The organism is Ancylobacter novellus DSM 506 (assembly GCF_000092925.1).
Taxonomy (GTDB): Bacteria; Pseudomonadota; Alphaproteobacteria; order Rhizobiales; family Xanthobacteraceae; genus Ancylobacter; species Ancylobacter novellus.
Genome location: NC_014217.1, coordinates 2,293,357 through 2,314,110, shown reverse-complemented (window position 1 = coordinate 2,314,110; position 20,754 = coordinate 2,293,357). Strand labels below are relative to the sequence as shown.

The following is a 20,754-nucleotide window of genomic DNA, read 5'->3' as shown; positions in this document are numbered from 1 at the left end:
CCCTTGACGGGGGGAGGGGCCGTATCCATCTGAATTCCAACCACCGGTCCTCGACCGCATCTACGTGCCTCGCGCGCCCTAGCCAGCAGCTCCCGCACAGAGATCAACGTTCGCGTTCCGGCCGCATTGCGGCACGGTTCCGCCTCGTGGCGCGTTATGCGTCCGGGGAACGGGGCCGGCCGTCAACAGAAAGGAAAGAGCCATGACGAGCCCCAAGCCTCGCACCGCGCTCACGCCCGGCGTCTCGCAGACCTTCCCTGTTCTTCCGCTGCGCGACATCGTCGTCTTCCCGCACATGATCGTGCCCCTGTTCGTCGGCCGCGAGAAATCCATCCGCGCGCTCGAAGAGGTGATGCGGAACGACACCTTCATCCTGCTCGCGACGCAGGAGAACGCCTCCGACGACGACCCGTCCACCAGCTCGATCTACAAGATCGGCACGCTCGCCTCCGTGCTGCAGCTGCTCAAGCTGCCGGACGGCACGGTGAAGGTGCTGGTCGAGGGCATTTCGCGCGCCAAGGTGAGCCACTACACCGACCGTACCGACCTCTACGAGGCGGAAGCGGTGGCGCTCGAGGAGGATCTGGGTTCCAAGGTCGAGGCCGAGGCGCTTGGGCGCTCGGTGCTGGCCGAGTTCGATTCCTATGTGAAGCTGAACAAGAAGGTCTCGCCCGAGGTCGTCGGCGTCGTCACCCAGATCGAGGACCACTCGAAGCTGGCGGACACGGTCGCCTCGCATCTGGCGGTCAAGATTCCCGAGAAGCAGGCGGTGCTGGAGATCCTCAAGGTCACCACGCGCCTCGAGAAGGTGCTCTCCCTGATGGAGAGCGAGATCTCGGTCCTGCAGGTCGAGAAGCGCATCCGCACGCGCGTCAAGCGCCAGATGGAGAAGACCCAGCGCGAGTACTACCTGAACGAGCAGATGAAGGCGATCCAGAAGGAGCTGGGCGACGGCGAGGACGGCCGTGACGAGCTGGCCGAGCTGGAAGAGCGCATCAAGACCGTCAAGCTCACCAAGGAAGCCCGCGAGAAGGCGACGCACGAGCTGAAGAAGCTCCGCCAGATGTCGCCCATGTCGGCCGAGGCCACCGTGGTGCGCAACTATCTCGACTGGCTGCTGTCGATCCCGTGGAGCAACCGCTCCAAGGTCAAGAAGGATCTGCCTTACGCGCAGAACGTGCTCGACACCGACCATTTCGGTCTCGACAAGGTCAAGGACCGCATCGTCGAGTATCTCGCCGTGCAGAGCCGTCAGAACAAGCTGACGGGCCCGATCCTGTGCCTTGTCGGTCCGCCCGGCGTCGGCAAGACCTCGCTCGCCAAGTCCATCGCCAAGGCGACGGGCCGCGAATATGTGCGCGTCGCCCTCGGCGGCGTGCGCGACGAGGCGGAGATCCGCGGCCACCGTCGGACCTATATCGGCTCGATGCCCGGCAAGATCATCCAGTCGATGCGCAAGGCCAAGAAGTCCAACCCGCTCTTCCTGCTCGACGAGATCGACAAGATGGGCGCGGACTTCCGCGGCGACCCGTCCTCGGCCCTGCTTGAGGTCCTCGACCCCGAGCAGAACCACACCTTCAACGACCATTACCTCGAGGTCGACTACGACCTGTCGAGCGTGATGTTCGTGACCACGGCGAACACGCTGAACATCCCGCCGGCCCTTCTGGACCGCATGGAGGTGATCCGCATCGCCGGCTACACCGAGGACGAGAAGGTCGAGATCGCCCGTCGCCACCTCATCCCTTCGACCCTGGCCAAGCACGGCCTGGATGCGAAGGAATGGTCGATCGACAACGAGGCGCTGCTCACCCTGGTTCGCCGCTACACGCGGGAAGCCGGCGTGCGCAACCTCGAGCGCGAGATCTCCAACCTCGCCCGCAAGGCGGTGAAGGACCTGATGCTGACCAAGAAGAAGACGGTCAAGATCACGGTCAAGCAGCTGGAGGACTATCTCGGCGCGCCGAAGTTCCGCTACGGCGAGGCCGAGTCCGAGGACCAGGTCGGCGTCGTCACCGGCCTCGCCTGGACCGAGGTCGGCGGCGAGATCCTGACGATCGAAGGCGTCATGATGCCCGGCAAGGGCAGGATGACGGTCACCGGCAACCTGCGCGACGTGATGAAGGAATCGATCTCGGCGGCGGCCTCCTATGTCCGCTCGCGCGCGCTCGATTTCGGTATCGAGCCGCCGCTGTTCGACCGGCGCGACATCCACGTCCACGTTCCCGAGGGGGCGACCCCGAAGGACGGTCCGTCGGCCGGCGTCGCCATGGCGACCGTGCTGACCTCGGTGCTGACCGGCATCCCGATCCGCCGCGACGTCGCCATGACCGGCGAGGTCACGCTGCGCGGCCGGGTGCTGCCGATCGGCGGCCTCAAGGAGAAGCTCCTGGCGGCCCTGCGGGCCGGCATCAAGAAGGTGCTGATCCCCGAGGAGAACGCCAAGGATCTGGCCGAGATCCCGGACAACGTGAAGAACGCGCTGGAGATCGTGCCGGTGTCGCGCATGGACGAGGTGTTGCACCACGCCCTGACGCGCCAGCCCGAGCCGATCGTGTGGGAGGAGAAGGTGCTCCCGCCGGCCGCCGAGATCGATCCGGCGATCGCCCGCGAGGATTCCAGCGGCGTCGCCGCGCACTGAAAATGCCGGCCTTCGGGCCGGTTGCGAAGTCAAGGAGCGGCGGCGTCCCACAAGGGCGCCGCCGCTTTTTTCATGCCCGTCCGGCGGCGGCTTTGCGCGCTCGGGCGGATGGGTCGTGGTCGCCTAAATTGCAGGCGGTACTTTTTCGGCGATTTTACGGTTCCTAAATACCATCAACTATACGGAAGTCGTGTATTTGTGCGGGTTTCTGGGCTGGGGAGCTTGCAATCGTCGCGATTTGGAGAAAGGGTGCCCGCCCGTCGTCGGAGCATGCAGCCGGCGATTCTTGTGCAATCAAGGGAAGGATCGGTCACATGACCACGAAAAACGAACTCGTCGCCGCTGTTGCCGAGCAGGCGAAGCTGACGAAGGCCGCTGCCGCGGCTGCGGTCGACGCCACCTTTGACGCCATTGCCGCTTCGCTGAAGGCCGGCGAGGAAGTGAAGCTGATCGGCTTCGGCAGCTTCTCCGTCGTCACCCGCGCCGCGCGCGAGGGCCGCAACCCGCGCACCGGCAAGCCGGTCAAGATCGAGGCTTCCAAGGCGCCGAAGTTCACGCCCGGCAAGGGCCTGAAGGAAACCGTCAACGGCTGATCCTTCTCGCTGGACGTTCGCGCCCCCCGCAGGACGGGACGTGGCGCGGGCGCAAGCGGTTCCTGTCCGCCGGCCTCCGGTCGGCGGACGCAGCCCCGGCCGAAGTGCCGGGTGCCGCCCGAGAGATGGCGCTTCGCCCCGCCCTTATCGCGCCTCGGGCTTGTCGCATCGCTTCACTGATGCTTAATGACGGCCGGCGCAGGACGCGGCCGGCGGTACGTCCGGCCCCGGATGGCTTTTGCCACCGGCGAGGCTGCGCGGGTAAGGCTGCGCGGGCGGTTAGCTCAGTTGGTAGAGCATCTCGTTTACACCGAGAGGGTCGGCGGTTCGAGCCCGTCACCGCCCACCATGGCCTGAGAGGCCGGTTGGTCCCGTTTTCCCCGACATGGACGAGGCACCCTCCGTCGAGGCGTATTGCCTGCATGTCGATAGAACGAATCTTGAACTATCCGGTGTTCCGCAGGAGAGCGGGGCGCATCTCCTTCGGCAAAACTCGCAGCCATCCGGCCGATAACGTTGCAGTGAAGATTTTTCGCGCTCCGGCCAGCCGTTGTTCTCGATATTTCATTTTGACAAACGCCTGATCCCGGTATTCTCCGTTGCGGGAAACCGCCGTGCTGCATCGCAGCGCGCCGCGGTCTAGCTTGGTGCGCCGATGACGGCGCGGTATCGCGGTGGGACGTGATGCCTTGCAGGGGGACGGACTTATGAAGGCATCGCGGACATTCACGGCGGCTCTGGCGGGTGCGGCGCTGCTGCTTTCCGCCGCCGCGACCACGGCCAAGGCCGCGCCGCTGGAGGTTTTCGCCTGCGTGCCCGAATGGGCGTCGCTGGCGAAGGCGATCGGCGGCGACCGGCTCGCCAACGTCACGCTCGCCACTTCGGCGCTCGACAATCCGGAGAGCATGAAGCCGACGCCCGGCCTCATCGCCTCGCTGAGCAAAGCGGACCTCATCGTCTGCACCGGCGCGGGACTCGAGGAGGGCTGGCTGCCGGCAATGCTGGAGCGCGCCGGCAACGCCAAGGTGGTCAAGGGCAAGCCCGGCTACTTCATGGCCAGCGAATATGTGAAGCTGCTCGAAGACGAAGAGGACGAGCACGGCCACGGGGGCCCCGGGGAGAAGGCGGCTGAGGGCGGCGGCCACCAGCACGAGGGTGGCAACCCGCACATCCAGGGTGACCCGAACAATGTGCGCCTCGTCGCCGGCCAGCTCGCCAAGCGGCTGATCCAGCTCGATCCGGAAGGCAAGGATGGCTACACCGAGCGCACCAAGGCGTTCATCGGCGAGCTCACCGCCCTGACCAAGGAGCTCAAGGCCAAGGCGGCGCCGCTGAAGGGCGCCAACGTCGTCGTGCAGCACGGCAACGCGATCTACCTGCTCAACTGGCTCGGCGTGCGCACCGCCGCCACCCTCGAGCCCGAGCCGGGCGTGGCGCCGGGCCCGGCGCATCTGGCCGAGATCATCGAGCTGGTGCCCAAGCAGAAGGTCCGCTTCATCACCTATTCCGCCTATGAGGACCCGGCGCCCTCGCGCTACATCGGCGAGAAAGCCAAGATCTCCCTGGTGAAGCTGCCCTTCACTGTCGGCGGCACGCCGGAGGCGAACGACCTGTTCGGCCTCTACCGCGATTCCGTCGCGCGGCTGCTCGACGGCTACGCCGGCAAGGCCCGCGACTGACGCCCAGCGGACCCCCTTGGGTCCGCTCGCTGGGCTGACATGGAATGACATCGCGCCGGTATCGGGGAACACTCGGTGCCGGCGCGATGCTTTTGTGAGGGGCGGTGCCATTGGCGCGCGCCGCCGGCGGGGATAGAAGACGGCCAGCCTTTCCTGCCCAGCCGGATGCGTTGCCGTGAAGCTTGTCCTCTTCGATTGCGATGGAACGCTGGTGGACAGCCAGCATGTCATCGTCGCCGCCATGACCCGCGCCTTTGCCCGCGCCGACCTCGTCCTGCCGCCGCGCGAGGCGGTGCTCGGCATTGTCGGCCTGTCGCTGGTGGAGGCGATGCGCCGGCTCGGCGAGGACGATCCGCGCTTTCCCGCCGAGCGGCTGGCCGAGCTCTACCGCGAGGCGTTCCGCGAGCTGCGCGCCGAGCAGGACTTCTTCGAGCCGCTTTTTCCCGGCGTGCGCGGGGTGATCGACAAGCTCGCCGCCCGCGACGACGTGGTGCTTGGCATTGCCACCGGCAAGTCGCAGCGCGGCGTCGCCATGGTGCTCGGCCATCATGGCCTCGATGGGTTCTTCTCCACCATCCAGACCGCCGACGACGCGCCCTCCAAGCCGCACCCGGCCATGGTGCTGCAGGCGATGGCGGCGACCGGGGCCGAGCCGGAGGACACGGTGCTGATCGGCGACACCAGTTTCGACATGGTCATGGCCCGCGCCGCCGGCGCCCGCGCCATCGGCGTCACCTGGGGCTATCACACGACCGAATTGCTGCGGCAGTCCGGCGCCGAGCGGCTGGTCTCCGACGCCGACGAATTGATGCGCGCCATCGACGAGGTGTGGGAGGCGGTGCCGTGAGCGATCAGGACCGCGGCAAGGACATCCCGCTGGCGCCCGGCCTGCCTCCCGGCATGGGCGAGCGCAAGCTGCCCAAGCGCTTCTACAAGGCCGCCACCGTCGCGCCGGTCGGGGAGGGGCTGTTCCGCATCGAGCTGGACGGGCGGCCGGTGCGCACACCCGGACGAAACCTCATCGCCGTGCCGGGCGAGGCGCTGGCGCAGGCGCTGGCGGCGGAATGGCAGGCGCAGGGTGAACTCATCGACCCGATGAGTATGCCGATGACGCGGCTCGCCAATTCCGCCCTCGACGGCGTCGCGAGCGCGATGGAGGAGGTCGCCGGCGAGATCGCCCGCTATGCCGGCAGCGACCTGCTCTGCTACCGCGCCGACAGCCCGGAGAAGCTGGTGGCGCTGCAGGGCGCGCTGTGGGACCCGCTGCTCGACTGGGCGCGCGAGGAGTTCGGCGCCGTCTTCGTGCTGAGCGAGGGCGTGCGCTTCGTCGACCAGCCCGAGCGCACGCTGGAGGCGATCGCCGGCGCGCTGCCCGACGAGCCGCTGCGCCTCGCGGCGCTCAACCTGATGACCACGCTGAGCGGCTCGGCGGTGATCGCGCTCGCCGTGGCGCGCGGGCGGATCACGGCGCAGGAAGCCTGGCGCGCCGCCCATGCCGACGAGGAAATCCAGGAAGAGCTGTGGGGCACCGACGCCGAGGCGCTGGCGCGCCGGGCGGCCCGCTTCCGCGATTTCGAGGCGGCGGCGCGGCTGGTGGCCCTGCTGGAGCGATAGACCGATCCCGACCGCCTGAAGAAGGATGGCCCGATGAAGGAAACCCCCTCCGCCAGGAAGACGTCGAAGAAGCCCGCCGAGAAGGACGCGCCCGCCGCGCCGAAGCTGCTTTCGGGCGGCAACCCGCAGATCGCCAAGGGCGACGGCGACGCGCCGGTGCAGGCCTATATCGCCGCCATGCCGGGCTGGAAGAGCGAGGTCGGCCGGCGCCTCGACGCGCTGATCGAGCGCACCGTACCCGGCGTGCGCAAGGCGGTGAAATGGAATTCGCCGCTCTACGGCATGGAAGGGCAGGGCTGGTTCCTCGGCATCCACTGCTTCAACCGCTACATCAAGCTGGCGTTCTTCCGCGGCGCGGCGCTGGACCCGGTGCCGCCGGTCACGTCGAAGGACGCGAACACGCGCTACTTCCACATCAATGAGGGTGAGGCGCTCGACGAGGAACTCGTCGCGCGCTGGGTCAGGCAGGCCTCCGGTATTCCCGGCTGGGTCCCGTAGGAGACGCGTCTTGGACAAGAGCGAGCCGCAGCGAGACAAGCCGGCCTCCCAGCTGATCGACGAACGGATCGCCGAACTCGGCGGCTGGCGCGGCGCGGCGCTCGCCAAGATGCGCGCGCTGATCCGGGAAGCCGATCCCGAGGTGGCCGAAGAATGGAAATGGCGCGTGCCGGTGTGGTCGCATGCCGGCATCCTCTGCACCGGCGAGGCCTATAAGAGCGCGGTGAAGCTGACCTTCGCCAAGGGCGCCGCGCTGGACGACCCCACCGGCCTGTTCAATTCCAGCCTCGAAGGCAATGTGCGCCGCGCCATCGACATAAGCGAGGGCGAGGCGATCGACGAGGAGGCGTTCAAGGCGCTCATCCGCGCCGCCGTGGCGCTGAATAGCGCGAAGCCCGCCGCCCGCCGCTGAACGGCGATCAGGCAGTCGCCCGCAGCAGTCGCAGCGTGGCGAGGGCGATCATCCGTTCCTCGTCGGTCGGGATGACCAGCACGCTTGGCCCCGGGCCGTCGGCGTCGATCCACGTCTCGTTGGCGGCGTTGGCGACCTCATCGAGCGAAATGCCGAGCAGGCCGAGCCGGGCGCAGACGCGGGCGCGCACCTCCGGCGAGCGCTCGCCGATGCCGGCGGTGAAGACGAGCGCGTCGAGCCCGCCCAGCGTCACCGCCAGCCGCGCCACCGCCTGGGCGACGTGCAGGCAGAAATAGTCGACCGCCATGGCGGCGGCGGGGTCATCGCTCGCCAGCAATTCCCGCATGTCGTTGCTGAGGCCCGACAGGCCGCGCAGGCCGCTGTCGTGATAGAGCATGTGCCCGACCTCGGCCGCGCTCATGCCCTTCTGCTCGATCAGGTGCAGAACCACGCCGGGATCGAGCGCACCGCAGCGCGTGCCCATGGGCAGACCGTCGAGCGCGGTGAAGCCCATGGTGGCGTCCTGGCTCCTGCCGTCGATGAGGCCGCAGGCCGAGGCGCCCGAGCCGAGGTGGCAGATCACCAGCCGCCCATGCGCCAGTTCCGGCGCCAGCTCGCGCAGCGCGCCGGAGACATATTCGTAGGACAGCCCGTGAAAGCCATAGCGGCGCACGCCGTCGTCATAGAGCTCGCGCGGCAGGGCGAAGCGGTCGCACACTTCCGGATGGCCGCGGTGGAAGGCGGTGTCGAAGCAGGCGACCTGCGGCAGGTCCGGCCGGCGCTCGCGGATGACGCGAATCGGGTCGAGATTGGTGAGCTGGTGCAGCGGCGCGAGCGGGATGAAGCCCTCCAGCGTCTTCAGCACCTCGTCGTCGACCAGCACCGGGTGGTCGTAATGCGGCCCGCCATGCACCACGCGGTGGCCGACGCCGATCAGGTCGTGCTCGGTGAGCAGCGGCGCGACGAAATCGCTGATGGCGTGCTGGGCATCGGCCGGCTTGGCGATCTCTTCCGCCGTGAAGCTGCGGTCGATCACCACGGCGCCGGTCTCGTCCTTCGCCTGCAGGCGGGGGCGCGTCCCGATGCCGTCCAGCGCCCCGCTCACCATCGGCGCGGCATCGGTGCCGGCGACCCGGTAGAGCTTGAACTTGATGCTGGAGCTGCCGGCATTGACGACGAATAGAGCTTCACTCACGACCCGACCCCTGTCCTCGTCCGGCGTTTCGTTCAGGTCCGCAGCCTGCTTGCGGCCGCTGACGACAGCACGACACGGATCGTGTCATAGCGCCAGCGTCCCCGGCCGGGCGCAAGGCACGAAGCCCGCTTTCCGTTTGCGTAGCCGACGAAAATGCCAGCCGCCCGGCCTCGCCGAGAGGAAGCAGAAACAACGAATTTCGAACTATTCGCCCATGCCGGAAGGGCGGAAGGCGCGCTGCTGCGGAAGGTGCCGCCAGTGCGATAGGGCAGGGGCGGCTCATTTCAAGCTTTTCCTTTGCTTCTGCCGCGAATTTCTCGATAAATTGTTTTGTCATCGGCATTGGCAACTATTGTAGTACCGAAGACACAGCGCTCAGCTGAAATTGCGGTGTTACGGTACTTCTGGGCGCGGGCTCCGTACGAAGGCGGTAAAGGGCAAGAGCGCCGGAAGGTGCGGCGTTGCGGCGGGTCGCGACGCTTCCATTGGGGGGTATAGATGAAGAGGGCATTCACTGCGGCTCTGGCCGGGGTGGCGCTGCTGCTATCTGCTGCCGCGACGTCCGCCATGGCAGCGCCGCTGAAGGTGTTCGCCTGCGTGCCCGAATGGGCGTCGCTGGTGAAGACGATCGGCGGCGACCGAATCGGCACGATCACGCTCGCCACCAGCGCGCACGAGAACCCCGACAATCTGAAGCCCACGCCCGGCCTCATCGCCGCGCTGGCCGAGGCGGACCTGCTGCTGTGCACCGGCATCGGGCTGGAGGAGGAGTGGCTGCCCACACTGATGGAGCGCGCCAACAACCCCAAGGTCGCCAAGGGCAAGCCCGGCCACTTCATGGCCGGCGAGTACGCCAAGGTGATCGAGGAGCATAATCCAGGCGAGAAGGAAGTGGGCGGGGAGGCCGAGGAGGAAGAGGTCCATCCTCATGTCCAGGGCGATCCGAACAATGTGCGCCTGATCGCCGGCCAGCTCGCCAAGTGGCTGATCCAGCTCGATCCGGAAGGCAAGGACGTCTACGCGGAGCGGACCAAGGCGTTCAACAGCCAGCTCACCGCCGTCACCAAGGAACTGCTGGCCAAGGCGGCGCCGCTGAAGGGCATCAATATCGCCGTCCAGCACGACCACTCGACCTATCTGTTCAACTGGCTGGGTATCCGCACCGCGGCGATCGTCGAGCCCGAGCCCAACGTCGCGCCGGGTCCGGACCGTCTGGCGAAGATCATCGCCGACGTGCCGAAGCAGAAGATGCGCTTCATCATCTATGCCGCCTACGAGGATCCGGCGCCGTCGCGCTACGTGGCGCAGAACGCCAAGATCCCGCTGGTGAAGATCCCGTTCACCGTGGGCGGCACGCCGGAAGCGACCGACCTCATCACCTTCTACAAGGACTCGGTCCAGCGCCTGCTGGACGGACTGGCTGGCCGTGAACGCACTTAGTCTCGATATCCTCGGCCCCGCTTTGGTGGCGGGGCTGCTCATCCTCGCCACGCATGTGCCGCTCGGTGCGATCGTGCTCAGCCGAGGCATCATCTTCATCGACATCGCGCTGGCGCAGGTGGCTGCGCTCGGCGTCGTGTTCGGCAACATGGTGCTCGGCGCGACCAGCGGCTGGTCCGTTCAGCTCAGCGCGGTCGGCGCCGCCGTGGGCTGCTCGCTGCTGCTCACCTGGACGGACAAGCGCTTCCCGGCGATCCAGGAGGCGCTGATCGGCGTGCTCTACATCGTCGCCGCGGCGCTGCAGATCGTGCTGCTGTCCTACAGCCCGAACGGCTCGGAATATCTCAAGGAGCTGCTGGTCGGGCAGATACTCTGGGTGTCGCGCACGCAGCTCATCGTGCTCGGCGTGCTTTCCGGCGTGGCGCTGGCGCTGTGGTATCTGCGCGACCTCGCCAAGGAGCGCATCCTGTTCTACGGCGTCTTCGCCGTGATGATCACCGCCTCGGTACAGATCGTCGGCGTGCTGCTCGTCTTCGCCTCGCTTATCGTGCCGGCGCTGGCGACCATGTACGCGCCGCGGCGCTGGCGGCTGATGATCGCCTTCAACATCGGGACGGCGGGCTATCTGATCGGGCTCATCGGCTCGGCGGTGCTCGACATTTCCACCGGCGCGGCCATCGTCTGCGCCCTCGTCACCGTGGCGCTCGGCACGGCCATCGTGCTGTCGGCGCGGGAGACGGACGAGGCGCCGGCGCTGCCTGAGCCTCACCATCACCACGGGTCCCATCATCACGGGCCCGCTGGCGCGCCGGCAGCCGGCGAATAGGAAAGCGGGACGGGACGATGTTCGCTTTCCTGGTCAATATCAGCCTCAAGGCCCGGCTGCTGGTGCTGATGGTCTTCGCCGTCGGCATGATCTATGGCGGCGTCTCGCTGAGCGAGCTGCGGGTCGACGTGCTGCCGGAGCTCAACAAGGGGCTGGTGACCATCCTCACCGAGGCGCCGGGCTTGGCGCCGGAGGAGATCGAGCTGCAGATCTCCGCCCGCATCGAGGCGGCGATGGCGGGCGCGGCGGGCGTCACCCGCGTGCGTTCCTCCTCCACTAACGGTCTGTCCATCGTCTTCGTCGAGTTCGGCTGGGACGGCAACATCTACATCGACCGGCAGATCGTCGCCGAGCGCCTGCAGACCGTGCAGGCCGAACTGCCGGCGGGCGTGCGCCCGATCATGGCGCCGATCTCCTCCTATATGGGCGAGATCGCGCTGGTGGCGGTTTCCAGCACCGTGCTCTCGCCCATGGAGCTGCGCGAACTCGCCGACTGGACGGTGGGCATGCGGCTGCGATCCATCCCGGGCGTGGGCCGCGTCGTGCCGATCGGCGGCCTCGTCAAGGAATACCGCGTGACGCTGGACATGCTGCGCATGAGCCAGCTCGGCGTCACGGTCGACGAGCTGCGCACCGCGCTGCAGGCGTTCGGCTCCAATGCCGGCGGCGGCGTGGTCAACCAGAGCGACCAGGAATTCCTGATCCGCAACGTCTCGCGCACGCAGAATCTCGAAGACCTGCGCAACGTCGTCGTCGATCACCGCCTCGGCCAGCCGGTGCTGCTGCGCCAGTTCGCCGAGGTCTCCTTCCAGCCCAAGCAGCGGCGCGGCTCGGCCGGCTTCATGGGCGAGGAAGCGGTGGTGATCTCGGTGCAGAAGCAGCCGCAGGCCGACACGGTCAAATTGACCGCCGAGGTCGAGCGGGTGCTGGCGGAGCTGCAGCGCTCCATGCCGCCGGGCACGGTGGTGAACGAGTTCCTGTTCCGCCAGTCCGACTTCATCCACGCGGCGGTCAACAATCTCGAACAGGTGCTGACCGAGGCCATCCTGGCGGTGGCGGTCATCCTGTTCCTGTTCCTGTTCAACGTGCGCACCACCACCATCTCGCTGGTGGCGATCCCGGTCTCGGTGCTGACGACCTTCGTCGTGCTGCGCTGGATGGGCATGACCATCAACACCATGACGCTGGGCGGCCTGGCCATCGCCATCGGCGAATTGGTCGACGACGCGGTGGTGGACGTGGAGAACATCTTCCGCCGCCTGCGCGAGAACGCCCAGCGGGCGGTGCCGCTGCCCTCGCTGGAGGTCATCGCGACCGCCTCGCAGGAGGTGCGCTCCTCCATCGTCTATTCGACCGCCATCATCGTGCTGGTCTTCGTGCCGCTCTTCGCGCTGCCCGGCATCGAGGGGCGGCTGTTCCCGCCGCTCGGCATCGCCTACATCGTGTCGATCCTGGCGAGCCTCATCGTCTCGATCACGCTGACGCCGGTGCTGTGCTCCTATCTCCTGCCCAACACCAAGGGCATCGAGGAGCATGACAGCGGGCTGGTGCGGCGGCTCAAGGCGACCAATACGCGCCTGCTCGGATGGGTGCTGCGCCATCCCGCGCCGGTCATCACCACCATCAGCATCGCGGTGTTCGTCGCCGCCAGCGTGGTGCCGTCGCTGCCGCGCTCCTTCCTGCCGAAGTTCAACGAGGGCGCGCTCGTCATCCCCTTGGTGCTCGAACCGGGCATCTCGCTCGACGAATCGAGCCGCATCGCCGCCACCGCGGAGAAGGTGCTGCAGGGCATCCCCGAGGCGGTGAAGGTCGGCCGCCGCACCGGCCGCTCCGAACAGGACGAGCACGCGCTCGGCGTCAACGTCACCGAGCTGGAGCTCGAGCTGGTGCGCAGCAAACGCCCGCTCAAGGTGATCATGGACGATGTGCGCGCACGCCTCGCCGGCCTGCCGGGCGCGTTCAGCATCAGCCAGCCCATCGCCATGCGCATCGACCACATGCTGACCGGCGTGCCGGCGCAGGTGGTGATGAAGATCTTCGGTCCCGATCTCGACACGTTGCGCACCGTCGGCCGCGACGTCGAGGCCTGGCTGAGGACCATTCCCGGCCTCACCGACGTGAACATCGAGCGCCAGGTGCCGGTGCCGCAGATCCAGGTGCATTTCGACCCCGACCGCGCGCTGCTCTACGGCGTGCAGCCCGGCGAGATGACCCAGCGCATCGCCGCGCTCACCAATGGCGACGAGGTCTCGGAGATCATCGACGGCATCAAGCATTTCGACCTGGTGATACGCCTCGGCGACCCCGACCGCCGGATGGCGCAGCTAAGCTCGGTGCTGGTCGACACACCGGCCGGGCAGGTGCCGCTTTCCGCCATCGCCCGCGTTTCGGAGACGTCCGGCCCGAACGACATCCTGCGCGAGAACAACCAGCGCCGCATCCTCGTGACCGCCAATGGCGACGGCAGCAACGACAATCTCGCCGTCGCCGGCATCCACGAGATGATGGCCAACATCAAGCTGCCGCCGGGCTATTTCATCCAGTTCGAGGGCGTGTTCGCCGAGCAGGCGCGCTCGACCCTGCGCCTCGCCGGCCTGTCGCTGATCTCCTTCGCGCTGGTGTTCGCCATCCTCTATGTCCGCTTCAAGTCGATGCTGCTGGCGGGCATCATCATGGGCAACGTGCCGCTCGCCCTCATCGGCAGCGTGCTGGCGCTGAAGATCAGCGGCGTCGACGTCTCCATCGCCTCGATCGTGGGTTTCGTCACGCTGGCGGGCATCGCCACCCGCAACGGCATCCTCAAGATCAACCACTACATCCACCTGATGGAGCACGAGGGAGAGACCTTCAACGAGCACCTCATCATCCGCGGCGCCAATGAGCGCCTGGTGCCGGTGCTGATGACCGCCGCCTCGGCGGTGGTGGCGCTGATTCCGCTGCTGCTCGGCTCCGACCAGCCGGGCAAGGAGATCCTGCACCCCGTCGCGGTGGTGATCTTCGGCGGGCTGCTCAGCTCCACCATCCTCGACACCGTGCTCACGCCGCTGCTGTTCCAGCGCTTCGCGCCGCGGGCGCTGGAAAATCTTGTGACCACCGCGAATGACTCCGGCACGCAGCTGAAGGGGGCCTATTGATGCGTTCCCGATTGCGCCACAATAAGATACCGGCGAGTGGGCGCCGGCAGCCGGGGGACGGCGCATGATCATCGGGCTGCTCAACCAGAAGGGCGGCGTGGGCAAGACCACGCTCGCCACCCATATCGCCGGCGAACTGGCGTCGGAGGGCGCGCGGGTGGCGGTGATCGACGCCGACCCTCAGGGCTCGGCGCTCGACTGGGCCCAGACCCGCGCCCAAAGCGGCCTGCCGCGCCTGTTCGGCGTGATCGGCCTCGCCCGCGAGGTGCTGCACCAGGAGGTGCCGGACCTCGCCAAGGCCAACGACCATATCGTCATCGACGGACCGCCGCGCGTCACCGCGCTGGCGCGCTCCACCATCCTCGCCTCGGACCTGATCCTGATCCCGGTGCAGCCGTCCTCCTACGACCTGTGGGCGAGCATGGAGATCGTCGGGCTGGTCAACGAGGCGCGGATGTTCAAGCCGGACCTGAAGGCCGCCTTCGTGGTCAATCGCTGCATCACCGGCACGGTGGTGGGGCGCGACATGCGCTCGGCGCTCGACGGCGAGATTCCGGCGCTCAATACCGTCATTGGCCAGCGTATTGCTTTCGTCGAGAGCGTGGCGACCGGCCGGCTCGTGCGGGAGCTCGACGGGCGCGGACAGGCGGCAAAGGAAATCACGGCCCTGACGGCCGAGCTCAAGGAGCAGGGACTATGACGGCAAAGCGCGTCACCATAGGGGCGAAGCCGACGCTGGTGCAGCGCGAGACGCCGGAGAGCGGGCAGGACGCGGTTCCGGGCGCTCCGGCTGACGCCGGGCCGTCGAACGCCTCGCCGGCCTCGATCGAGGACTGGTTGCGCAATGGCGAGACCAGTGCCGACGAGAAGGCGGCACCCGTCGAGGCGTCGGTGGTGCCGATCGCCGCCGCGGTTGCCGCTTCGGAGCCTGCCGAAGCGCCTACCCAAGTTCCTGCCGAAGCCTCTGCCGAAGCCTCTGCCGGGGAACCGGAGGCGGTGCGCCCGCCGGCGGGACGCGCGGGAAAGAAGGGCTCGAGCGAATTGCCGCCATGGCTCGGCATCGCCGGCGGCGCCGTCGCCGGTGCGGCGGTCGCGGCCATCGCCGCCATCCTCATGCCGCGCCTCATGCCGGTGACGGATGCGCGGCTGGTGCCGCTGGCCGAGCGCGTGACCAATGTCGAAGTCAGCCTGCGCGGCGCCGGGGAGAAGCTCGGCCGGCTGAACAACGAGATGGCCCAGTCCCTCGACGACCAGAGCAGCACCGACACCAAGCTTGCCGAGCAGGCGACCGAGATCGGCGCGCTCAAGCAGGCGGTCACCGATAACACCCAGCAGGCCGAAGCCCCGATCGGCACCGATTCGCCGGTCTTCTCGGTCGCCCTCGGCCAGCTGCGCACGACCTTCTACACCGGCCGCCCCTTCGAGGCGGAGCTGATGAATGTCTACGCCATAGCCGGCAACAACGATCTGTTCTCCGGCTATCTCACCCAGCTGATGGGACCGGCCCGCACCGGCATCCCGAACGCGGCGGAACTCCAGCGTGTGTTCCCGTCCTATGCCGCGGCGGCGGGGCTGAACATCGGCGCGCCGGCCGGCTACTACCAGTACAGCATGTCGCTGGTGAACCGGTACGTGATCTCCACCGAGCCGTACAAGCTCGAAGCGGCAAACCTCGCCGTGACCCGCGCCGACAGGATGCTCGCGGTTGGCGACGTCGCCGGCGCGGTGGGCGCGCTGCAGGACATGGACGCGCACTATGTGGTGGCGATGACGCCCTGGCTCGACGCCGCGCGGAACTATCTGCGCAACGAGACGGCCATCACCGAGATGACCCGGATCGTCGTCGACCGCCTGCGCGAGAAGATCGCCAAGGAGTTGCCGGCCGCCGATATCGCCGATCCGCTGCCGACGGACCCGTCGGGCGAGCCGGCGACTCTGCCGCCTGCGGCCACGCCCGAGGCGGCGGTCGAGCCCGCCCCGGCGGTCGCGCCGGTCAACGCCATTCCGGTGGAGGTGGCGCCTGCCGCGGCTTCCGAGCCGACGCCGGCGGCCGCGGAGGCGACCGTCGATCTCTCAGCGCCCGTCCCTCCGAGCGCGGTGCCGAACGGGACCGCGCCTCAGGGGGCGACGCCGTGAGCGCGCCTTACCGCACGGTGCCGGAGAGCGAGGTTTCCGGCCGCATGTCGACGATGTTGCCGCCGACGATGCGGCTGCCATGCGACGATACGCCGGCATCCGCCTCGACCAGCACGTCGCTCGACAGTTCGGCGGAGATCTCCACCAGGACGTCGGCCGCGAAGCCCAGTAAGACGACCGCTATCGGAACGATGTAGAGCATGCTGACCCTCCGCAATGGCATGACAATAGAAACCGGCGACCGCTCCGTAAAGGCGTGGTATCGTCCGGCTTGTGTCGCGCCTGCGGATGGACACGGGACGGCCGTCGCACGGTGTCCTCGCGCCGATGTGCGCCGCCGCGCCTCCCGATGCCGTGACCGCCGATGACCGAGCCATCCGACGATTCCGAGCGCGCCTCCGCCGCTCCCGCTTCCGGTCCGGCGGACGAGCCCGCTCGGCCGGACGCCCCGGAGCCGGCTCCCGTGACCAGCGAGGCCGAGGCGGCGCTGGAGCGCGAGCGCTGGCTGCGCACGCAGTTCGAGCGCGAGCACCGGGTCACGATGTCGGTCATGCGCATCCTGCTCGGCAGCCTCCACGAGGAAAGCCGGCGGATGAGGTTCTGGCGCTGGCTGATCGACGACGTGCGCTCGGAGAACCGGCGCGAGGAGGCGCTCTACGGCAGGGACGAGCGTATCGAGGCCGTCTTCGGCCGGCGACTTGGCACATGGCATGGTGAAAAGAAATGATTGAGGCGCGGGGTTTCAGGCAGGCCGCGCGCGCGGCGGCGGGCAGGGCGAGCGCACTGCTCAGCGGCGTGTTGCTGGCGGCGGCGCTGCTCGTCGGCATGGGCGGCGCTGCCGCCGCCCAGGACGGCCATGACCATGGCGGCGGCGGCCCGCGCACCATCACGGTGGCGCCGCGCACGGAGACGCGCATCGGCAACCAGGAAGTCGTGCTCGCCTATGACCGCAACAAGCTGGTGCTGTTCCTGCAGCGTTATTCGGATGGCCAGCCCACCACCGGCGCCGAGATCGAGATGACGATCGACTTCGTGCCGGTGAGCTTCGAGGAGGTCGTGCCCGGCACCTATGTCGCCAGCGACGTCATGTTGCCGGCCGGCCGCAGCGAATTGGAGATGACCTACAAGATCGGCGACAAGGAGGGCACCGAGAACATGGTGCTGATCCTGCCGCAGGCCGGTGTCCAGCTTGCTTCCGCGCGCCAGCTCACCATCCCGCAGACCACCGCTTCGGGCCTCGTGCTCGCCGGCATCGCCCTCGCCATCTATGCGGCCGTGACGGCCCTGCTTGCGCTGAGGTCGCGTCTGGCGTGACCTATTCAGGCGTTCAGATTGTCGACGCTCACCTGTCCGGTCAGCATCACCCAGGCCGACGCCCAGCACAGGCCGACGGCGATCAGCCCGCCGAGCATGTAGAGCAGGATGGGCAGCAGGTCGCGCCCGTCCTCCAGCGGCACGATGCCGACATCGACGAGGAAATAGGCCAGCGATCCCAGCAGGGCGACGGTGAGCGCAATGCCGGGCGCGCGCAGCTGGCGCACCGTGACGCGCACCAGCAGCAGATAGATGACGACGTAGAGGGTGATGATCGGGAGCTGCACCGTCCAGTCCTGCGACCAGCGTTCGCTCACCCAGTGCAGCAGCGAATAGCCGCTCGCATTGTAGGTCGACATCACCAGGAACAGCGCGCCCAGCAGGCGCGTGGTGAACATGGTGAGGCCGAAATTGCGCACACTGGGGTGGCGAATACGCAAGGACGGCGTCTCCTCTCTGGCCTGCCGGCAATTCTAGAAGCTTCGCCGCGCCGCGCAACGCGAAGGGCAGGGGCGGCACGATGATCGCGCGAATATCGATGCCGCGGCTGCCGCTCCGCCGGTTCCTGCCAAGGCGCTGGCCGACCTTCAGCCCGGGCGTGCAATATGCCGGCGGTGTCCTCGCCTCGCTCGCCATCATCGCCGCTTTCGTCGGCGCCGCCTGGCGGGTGCTGCCGCACGCCCCGAGCGATGCGCGGGTGCTGTATTTCCGCGAGCCCACGGCGCAGACCATCACCTTTGCCGGCACGATCCCCGTCTTCGTCATGCGGCCGGACCACAGCGTGGTGCGGCACGGCACGGCGGTGATCGGCAAGGACGGCCGCATCCGCGTCGACCTGTTCCCCAGCACCGTCAGGGAATATGCCGACGCCGACGAGGCGATCCTCGCCGATGCGAGCATCAGCGTGCTGTGGGGGGCGGCGACGGAGAGCTCGCAGGCCGAGCTGCGCCACCGCATCAGCCTGGTGCAGGACATGGCGGCGCAGGCGATCGAGCGCATCATCACCTCCGACGTGTTCACCAATGAATACCGCCCCGAACTGCGGGCCATGCTGACCGACGCGATCTCCAGCGCCTGGCGCGACCCGCGCACCCAGGCCGCGCTGCAGGGGCTGCTCGCCAATGCCGAGCCGGCCATGCGCCGGGCCCTGCGCGGCGAGGTGCAGGAGATATTGGTGAGCCGGCTCTCGGGCGCGTTCTGGCAGATGGTGCGCGCCAACTGGGCGAGCGCCATCGGCGTCCCCTTCGGTTATGGGCTCGACTATGAGCCGGCGATCCGCGCCATGAGCGAGACGCTCGCCGATCCGCGGCTGCAGCAGGTGCTGGTCAATTTCGGCCGCGCCCAGCTGGAGACGCGGGAGGCGCGGCAGCTCACCGAGCGCATCGTCATCGGTTCCATCGACGCGCTGCTGCGCGACCGCCGCGTGCCCGCGGTGGTGACGCAGATGTTCTGGGATGTGCGGCTGCGGGCGATGCTGCGGCCCTTCACCGATTCGGTCGCCATGCTCGCCGGCGCCCTGCCGCAGCATCTCGGCGGGCTCGGCTCGGAGAGCACGCTGAACCCGCTGGCGGCGCACGTCTTCAAGGCCTTCGCCATGGCCGCGCGCACGCCGCTGATCATGCTGGTGACGCCGGAGGACCTGAAGCGGCTGCAGGGCGTCGAGAGCGACGCGGCGGTGACGCTCGAGCGGGTCGGGCCGGGCAGGGGAGCCGGATCGTGAGCGGCCTCGTCCTGTCGGTACGCGACCTGACCATCACCACCCCGCACGGGGTGGACCTGGTGCGTCGGGCGCATTTCGAGGTCGGCGCGCGCGAGCTGGTGCTGATCATCGGCCCGAGCGGCAGCGGCAAGACCAGCATCATCAACACGCTGTGTGGGCTGATCGACGAGCGCGACGGCGAGTGGAAAATCGAGGGCACGCTCAGCTATGGCGAGAGGGTGGTCGACCTCTCGACCAGCCGCAGCGACATGTGCGGCCTCGTCTTCCAGGGCAATGCGCTGTTCGACGACCTCAGCGCCGGCGAGAACGTGAAGATCGCCGCCGACCACGCGCCGAAGTCGGCGCACCATTACGACGCCGGCCCGATCATGTCGCTGCTCGCCGATATCCGGCCCGAGCAGCCGATCGCCTCCTGCAGCGGCGGGCAGAAGCAGCGCATCGCCATCGCCCGCACGCTGATCGCCGGCCACCCGATCCTGATTCTCGACGAGCCCAATTCCGGCCTCGACATCATCTCCTCGCGCCGGCTCGCCGGCATCATTAAGGACATCTGCACCGAGCGCGGCACGCCGGTGCTGATCGCCGCCCACCATGTCGACGACCTGCTGCCGCTGGCCGACAAGGTGCTGCTGCTCGACACGCGCAGCCGCACCGTGCGGCAGGTCGCCCCCGACATGGGCGCGATCGAGCGCGCCATGAAGGGGCTCGATATCGAGGGCGAAGTCGCGCTGTCGGCGGCGGAGAGCGGCGCGCCGGCGCCGGAGGCGTCCGCCTGGCGCCGCAGCATGCGCGGCGGCCATCCGCTGCGCTGGTTCGCGCGCTATTTCGCCGAGTATTTCTGGGTGCTGTGCGCCTCGCCCTTCATGCTGGCCTATCTCGGGCTCGGCGGCGCCATCCTCGGCTTCGTGTCGATGTGGTTCGGCTTCAACTACCATTCCTTCGGCGGGTATCTGAAGTCGATCCTGCACGACGAGACGCTGGCAGGCATCGGCTTCGTGCAGACCACCATCTCGGTGCCGCTCATCGCCTCCATCCTGGTGGTGGCGCGCAACAGCGCGGTGATCTGCGCGGATCTGGGCAACCGCACCTTGTCGGCGCAGCTGCCGGCGATGCGCAACCTCGCCATTCCCGGATTGCGCTACCTCGTCGTGTCGATCTTCGTCGCCAACACGCTGTCGCTGTCGCTGCTGACCGTGGCGGCGCTGGCGACCGCTTCCTGGGCGGCGCTGCAGACGTGGCAGGTGTTCTTTCCGGACCAGCCGATGGAGTTCTGGCAGGAGAATTACTTCCGCCGGCTCATCGAAGCCGGCCCCGCGCTCTATGCGCAGCTCGGATGGGTGGGGGCCAAGATCGCGCTGAGCTCGCTGCTCGGCAGCGGCGCGGCGATCCTCATCGGCCTGCGCCCGAAATTGTCGGTGGTATCGATCAACAACGCTATCGCCAAGGCGATCGTGATCGGAGTATCTTTGACACTGCTTTCTCACGCCTTTTTCGCGATATTGCAGTTCTGGCGATGAGGCTGGAAACGATCAGTCACGCCGGCGTTGCCGGG

At 68.0% G+C, this 20,754-nt stretch carries 19 protein-coding genes and 1 tRNA gene; 17 read left to right on the top strand and 3 right to left on the bottom strand.

Annotated elements, in window-relative coordinates; genetic code table 11:
• The first annotated feature begins 202 nt into the window (after positions 1-202).
• The 8 genes from lon (at position 203) to SNOV_RS11035 (ending at position 7,437) form a co-directional block, all read left to right on the top strand.
• Positions 203-2,641: an endopeptidase La gene (gene lon, locus SNOV_RS11070; protein ID WP_013167016.1), complete on the top strand. Its 2,439-nt coding sequence runs from the start codon at positions 203-205 to the stop codon at positions 2,639-2,641.
• A 314-nt stretch (positions 2,642-2,955) separates the two neighbouring features.
• Complete coding sequence (locus SNOV_RS11065; protein ID WP_013167015.1) at positions 2,956-3,234, top strand: HU family DNA-binding protein; 279 nt, start codon at positions 2,956-2,958, stop codon at positions 3,232-3,234.
• Positions 3,235-3,507: 273 nt separating this feature from the next.
• Positions 3,508-3,583: transfer RNA gene (locus tag SNOV_RS11060), tRNA-Val, on the top strand.
• A 358-nt stretch (positions 3,584-3,941) separates the two neighbouring features.
• On the top strand, positions 3,942-4,913 hold the full coding sequence (locus SNOV_RS11055) for a metal ABC transporter substrate-binding protein (protein WP_013167014.1): 972 nt from the start codon (positions 3,942-3,944) through the stop codon (positions 4,911-4,913).
• Between the two features lie 175 nt (positions 4,914-5,088).
• Positions 5,089-5,760, top strand: coding sequence for an HAD-IA family hydrolase (locus SNOV_RS11050; RefSeq protein ID WP_013167013.1), 672 nt, complete (start codon positions 5,089-5,091; stop codon positions 5,758-5,760).
• The gene (locus tag SNOV_RS11045; protein WP_013167012.1) at positions 5,757-6,527 is read left to right on the top strand and encodes an ATP12 family chaperone protein; all 771 of its coding nucleotides are present in this window, start codon (positions 5,757-5,759) and stop codon (positions 6,525-6,527) included. Before SNOV_RS11050 ends, SNOV_RS11045 begins: the two co-directional genes overlap by 4 nt.
• A gap of 33 nt (positions 6,528-6,560) precedes the next feature.
• Positions 6,561-7,025 carry a DUF1801 domain-containing protein gene (locus tag SNOV_RS11040; RefSeq protein ID WP_013167011.1) on the top strand — a complete coding sequence of 155 codons (465 nt, stop codon included), beginning with the start codon at positions 6,561-6,563 and terminating at the stop codon, positions 7,023-7,025.
• A gap of 10 nt (positions 7,026-7,035) precedes the next feature.
• A complete protein-coding gene (locus SNOV_RS11035; RefSeq protein WP_013167010.1) occupies positions 7,036-7,437 on the top strand; it encodes a DUF1801 domain-containing protein in 402 nt (133 codons plus the stop codon).
• 7 nt (positions 7,438-7,444) lie between these two features.
• Here SNOV_RS11035 and SNOV_RS11030 read toward each other — a convergent pair whose 3' ends face one another.
• Positions 7,445-8,632: an acetate/propionate family kinase gene (locus tag SNOV_RS11030; RefSeq protein WP_013167009.1), complete on the bottom strand. Its 1,188-nt coding sequence runs from the start codon at positions 8,630-8,632 to the stop codon at positions 7,445-7,447.
• A gap of 498 nt (positions 8,633-9,130) precedes the next feature.
• On the opposite strand from SNOV_RS11030, the gene SNOV_RS11025 reads away from it, so the two are divergent.
• The 5 genes from SNOV_RS11025 (at position 9,131) to SNOV_RS11005 (ending at position 16,168) form a co-directional block, all read left to right on the top strand.
• A complete protein-coding gene (locus tag SNOV_RS11025) occupies positions 9,131-10,072 on the top strand; it encodes a metal ABC transporter substrate-binding protein (protein WP_013167008.1) in 942 nt (313 codons plus the stop codon).
• Positions 10,059-10,898, top strand: coding sequence for a metal ABC transporter permease (locus tag SNOV_RS11020; protein WP_013167007.1), 840 nt, complete (start codon positions 10,059-10,061; stop codon positions 10,896-10,898). The genes SNOV_RS11025 and SNOV_RS11020 overlap by 14 nt, the downstream gene beginning before the upstream one ends.
• A gap of 17 nt (positions 10,899-10,915) precedes the next feature.
• Complete coding sequence (locus SNOV_RS11015; RefSeq protein ID WP_013167006.1) at positions 10,916-14,032, top strand: efflux RND transporter permease subunit; 3,117 nt, start codon at positions 10,916-10,918, stop codon at positions 14,030-14,032.
• 64 nt (positions 14,033-14,096) lie between these two features.
• Entirely contained in the window at positions 14,097-14,732 is a 636-nt protein-coding gene (gene parA / locus SNOV_RS11010; protein ID WP_013167005.1) for a ParA family partition ATPase, read from the top strand.
• Complete coding sequence (locus SNOV_RS11005; protein ID WP_013167004.1) at positions 14,729-16,168, top strand: hypothetical protein; 1,440 nt, start codon at positions 14,729-14,731, stop codon at positions 16,166-16,168. The genes parA and SNOV_RS11005 overlap by 4 nt, the downstream gene beginning before the upstream one ends.
• Before the next feature lie 7 nt (positions 16,169-16,175).
• Here the strand turns inward: SNOV_RS11005 and SNOV_RS11000 are convergent, their stop codons facing one another.
• The gene (locus tag SNOV_RS11000; protein ID WP_013167003.1) at positions 16,176-16,370 is read right to left on the bottom strand and encodes a hypothetical protein; all 195 of its coding nucleotides are present in this window, start codon (positions 16,368-16,370) and stop codon (positions 16,176-16,178) included.
• Positions 16,371-16,532: 162 nt separating this feature from the next.
• On the opposite strand from SNOV_RS11000, the gene SNOV_RS10995 reads away from it, so the two are divergent.
• Together SNOV_RS10995 and SNOV_RS10990 are read left to right on the top strand one after the other, a co-directional pair.
• Entirely contained in the window at positions 16,533-16,895 is a 363-nt protein-coding gene (locus SNOV_RS10995; RefSeq protein WP_013167002.1) for a hypothetical protein, read from the top strand.
• Positions 16,892-17,482, top strand: a complete 591-nt coding sequence (locus SNOV_RS10990) for a hypothetical protein (protein ID WP_013167001.1) — start codon at positions 16,892-16,894, stop codon at positions 17,480-17,482. The genes SNOV_RS10995 and SNOV_RS10990 overlap by 4 nt, the downstream gene beginning before the upstream one ends.
• A gap of 5 nt (positions 17,483-17,487) precedes the next feature.
• Here SNOV_RS10990 and SNOV_RS10985 read toward each other — a convergent pair whose 3' ends face one another.
• The gene (locus tag SNOV_RS10985) at positions 17,488-17,922 is read right to left on the bottom strand and encodes a DUF6524 family protein (protein ID WP_144295981.1); all 435 of its coding nucleotides are present in this window, start codon (positions 17,920-17,922) and stop codon (positions 17,488-17,490) included.
• A gap of 80 nt (positions 17,923-18,002) precedes the next feature.
• Between SNOV_RS10985 and SNOV_RS10980 the strand changes: the two genes are divergently transcribed.
• Complete coding sequence (locus tag SNOV_RS10980) at positions 18,003-19,202, top strand: hypothetical protein (protein ID WP_013166999.1); 1,200 nt, start codon at positions 18,003-18,005, stop codon at positions 19,200-19,202.
• Complete coding sequence (locus SNOV_RS10975; protein ID WP_013166998.1) at positions 19,199-20,719, top strand: ATP-binding cassette domain-containing protein; 1,521 nt, start codon at positions 19,199-19,201, stop codon at positions 20,717-20,719. The genes SNOV_RS10980 and SNOV_RS10975 overlap by 4 nt, the downstream gene beginning before the upstream one ends.
• Positions 20,720-20,754 lie beyond the last annotated feature (35 nt).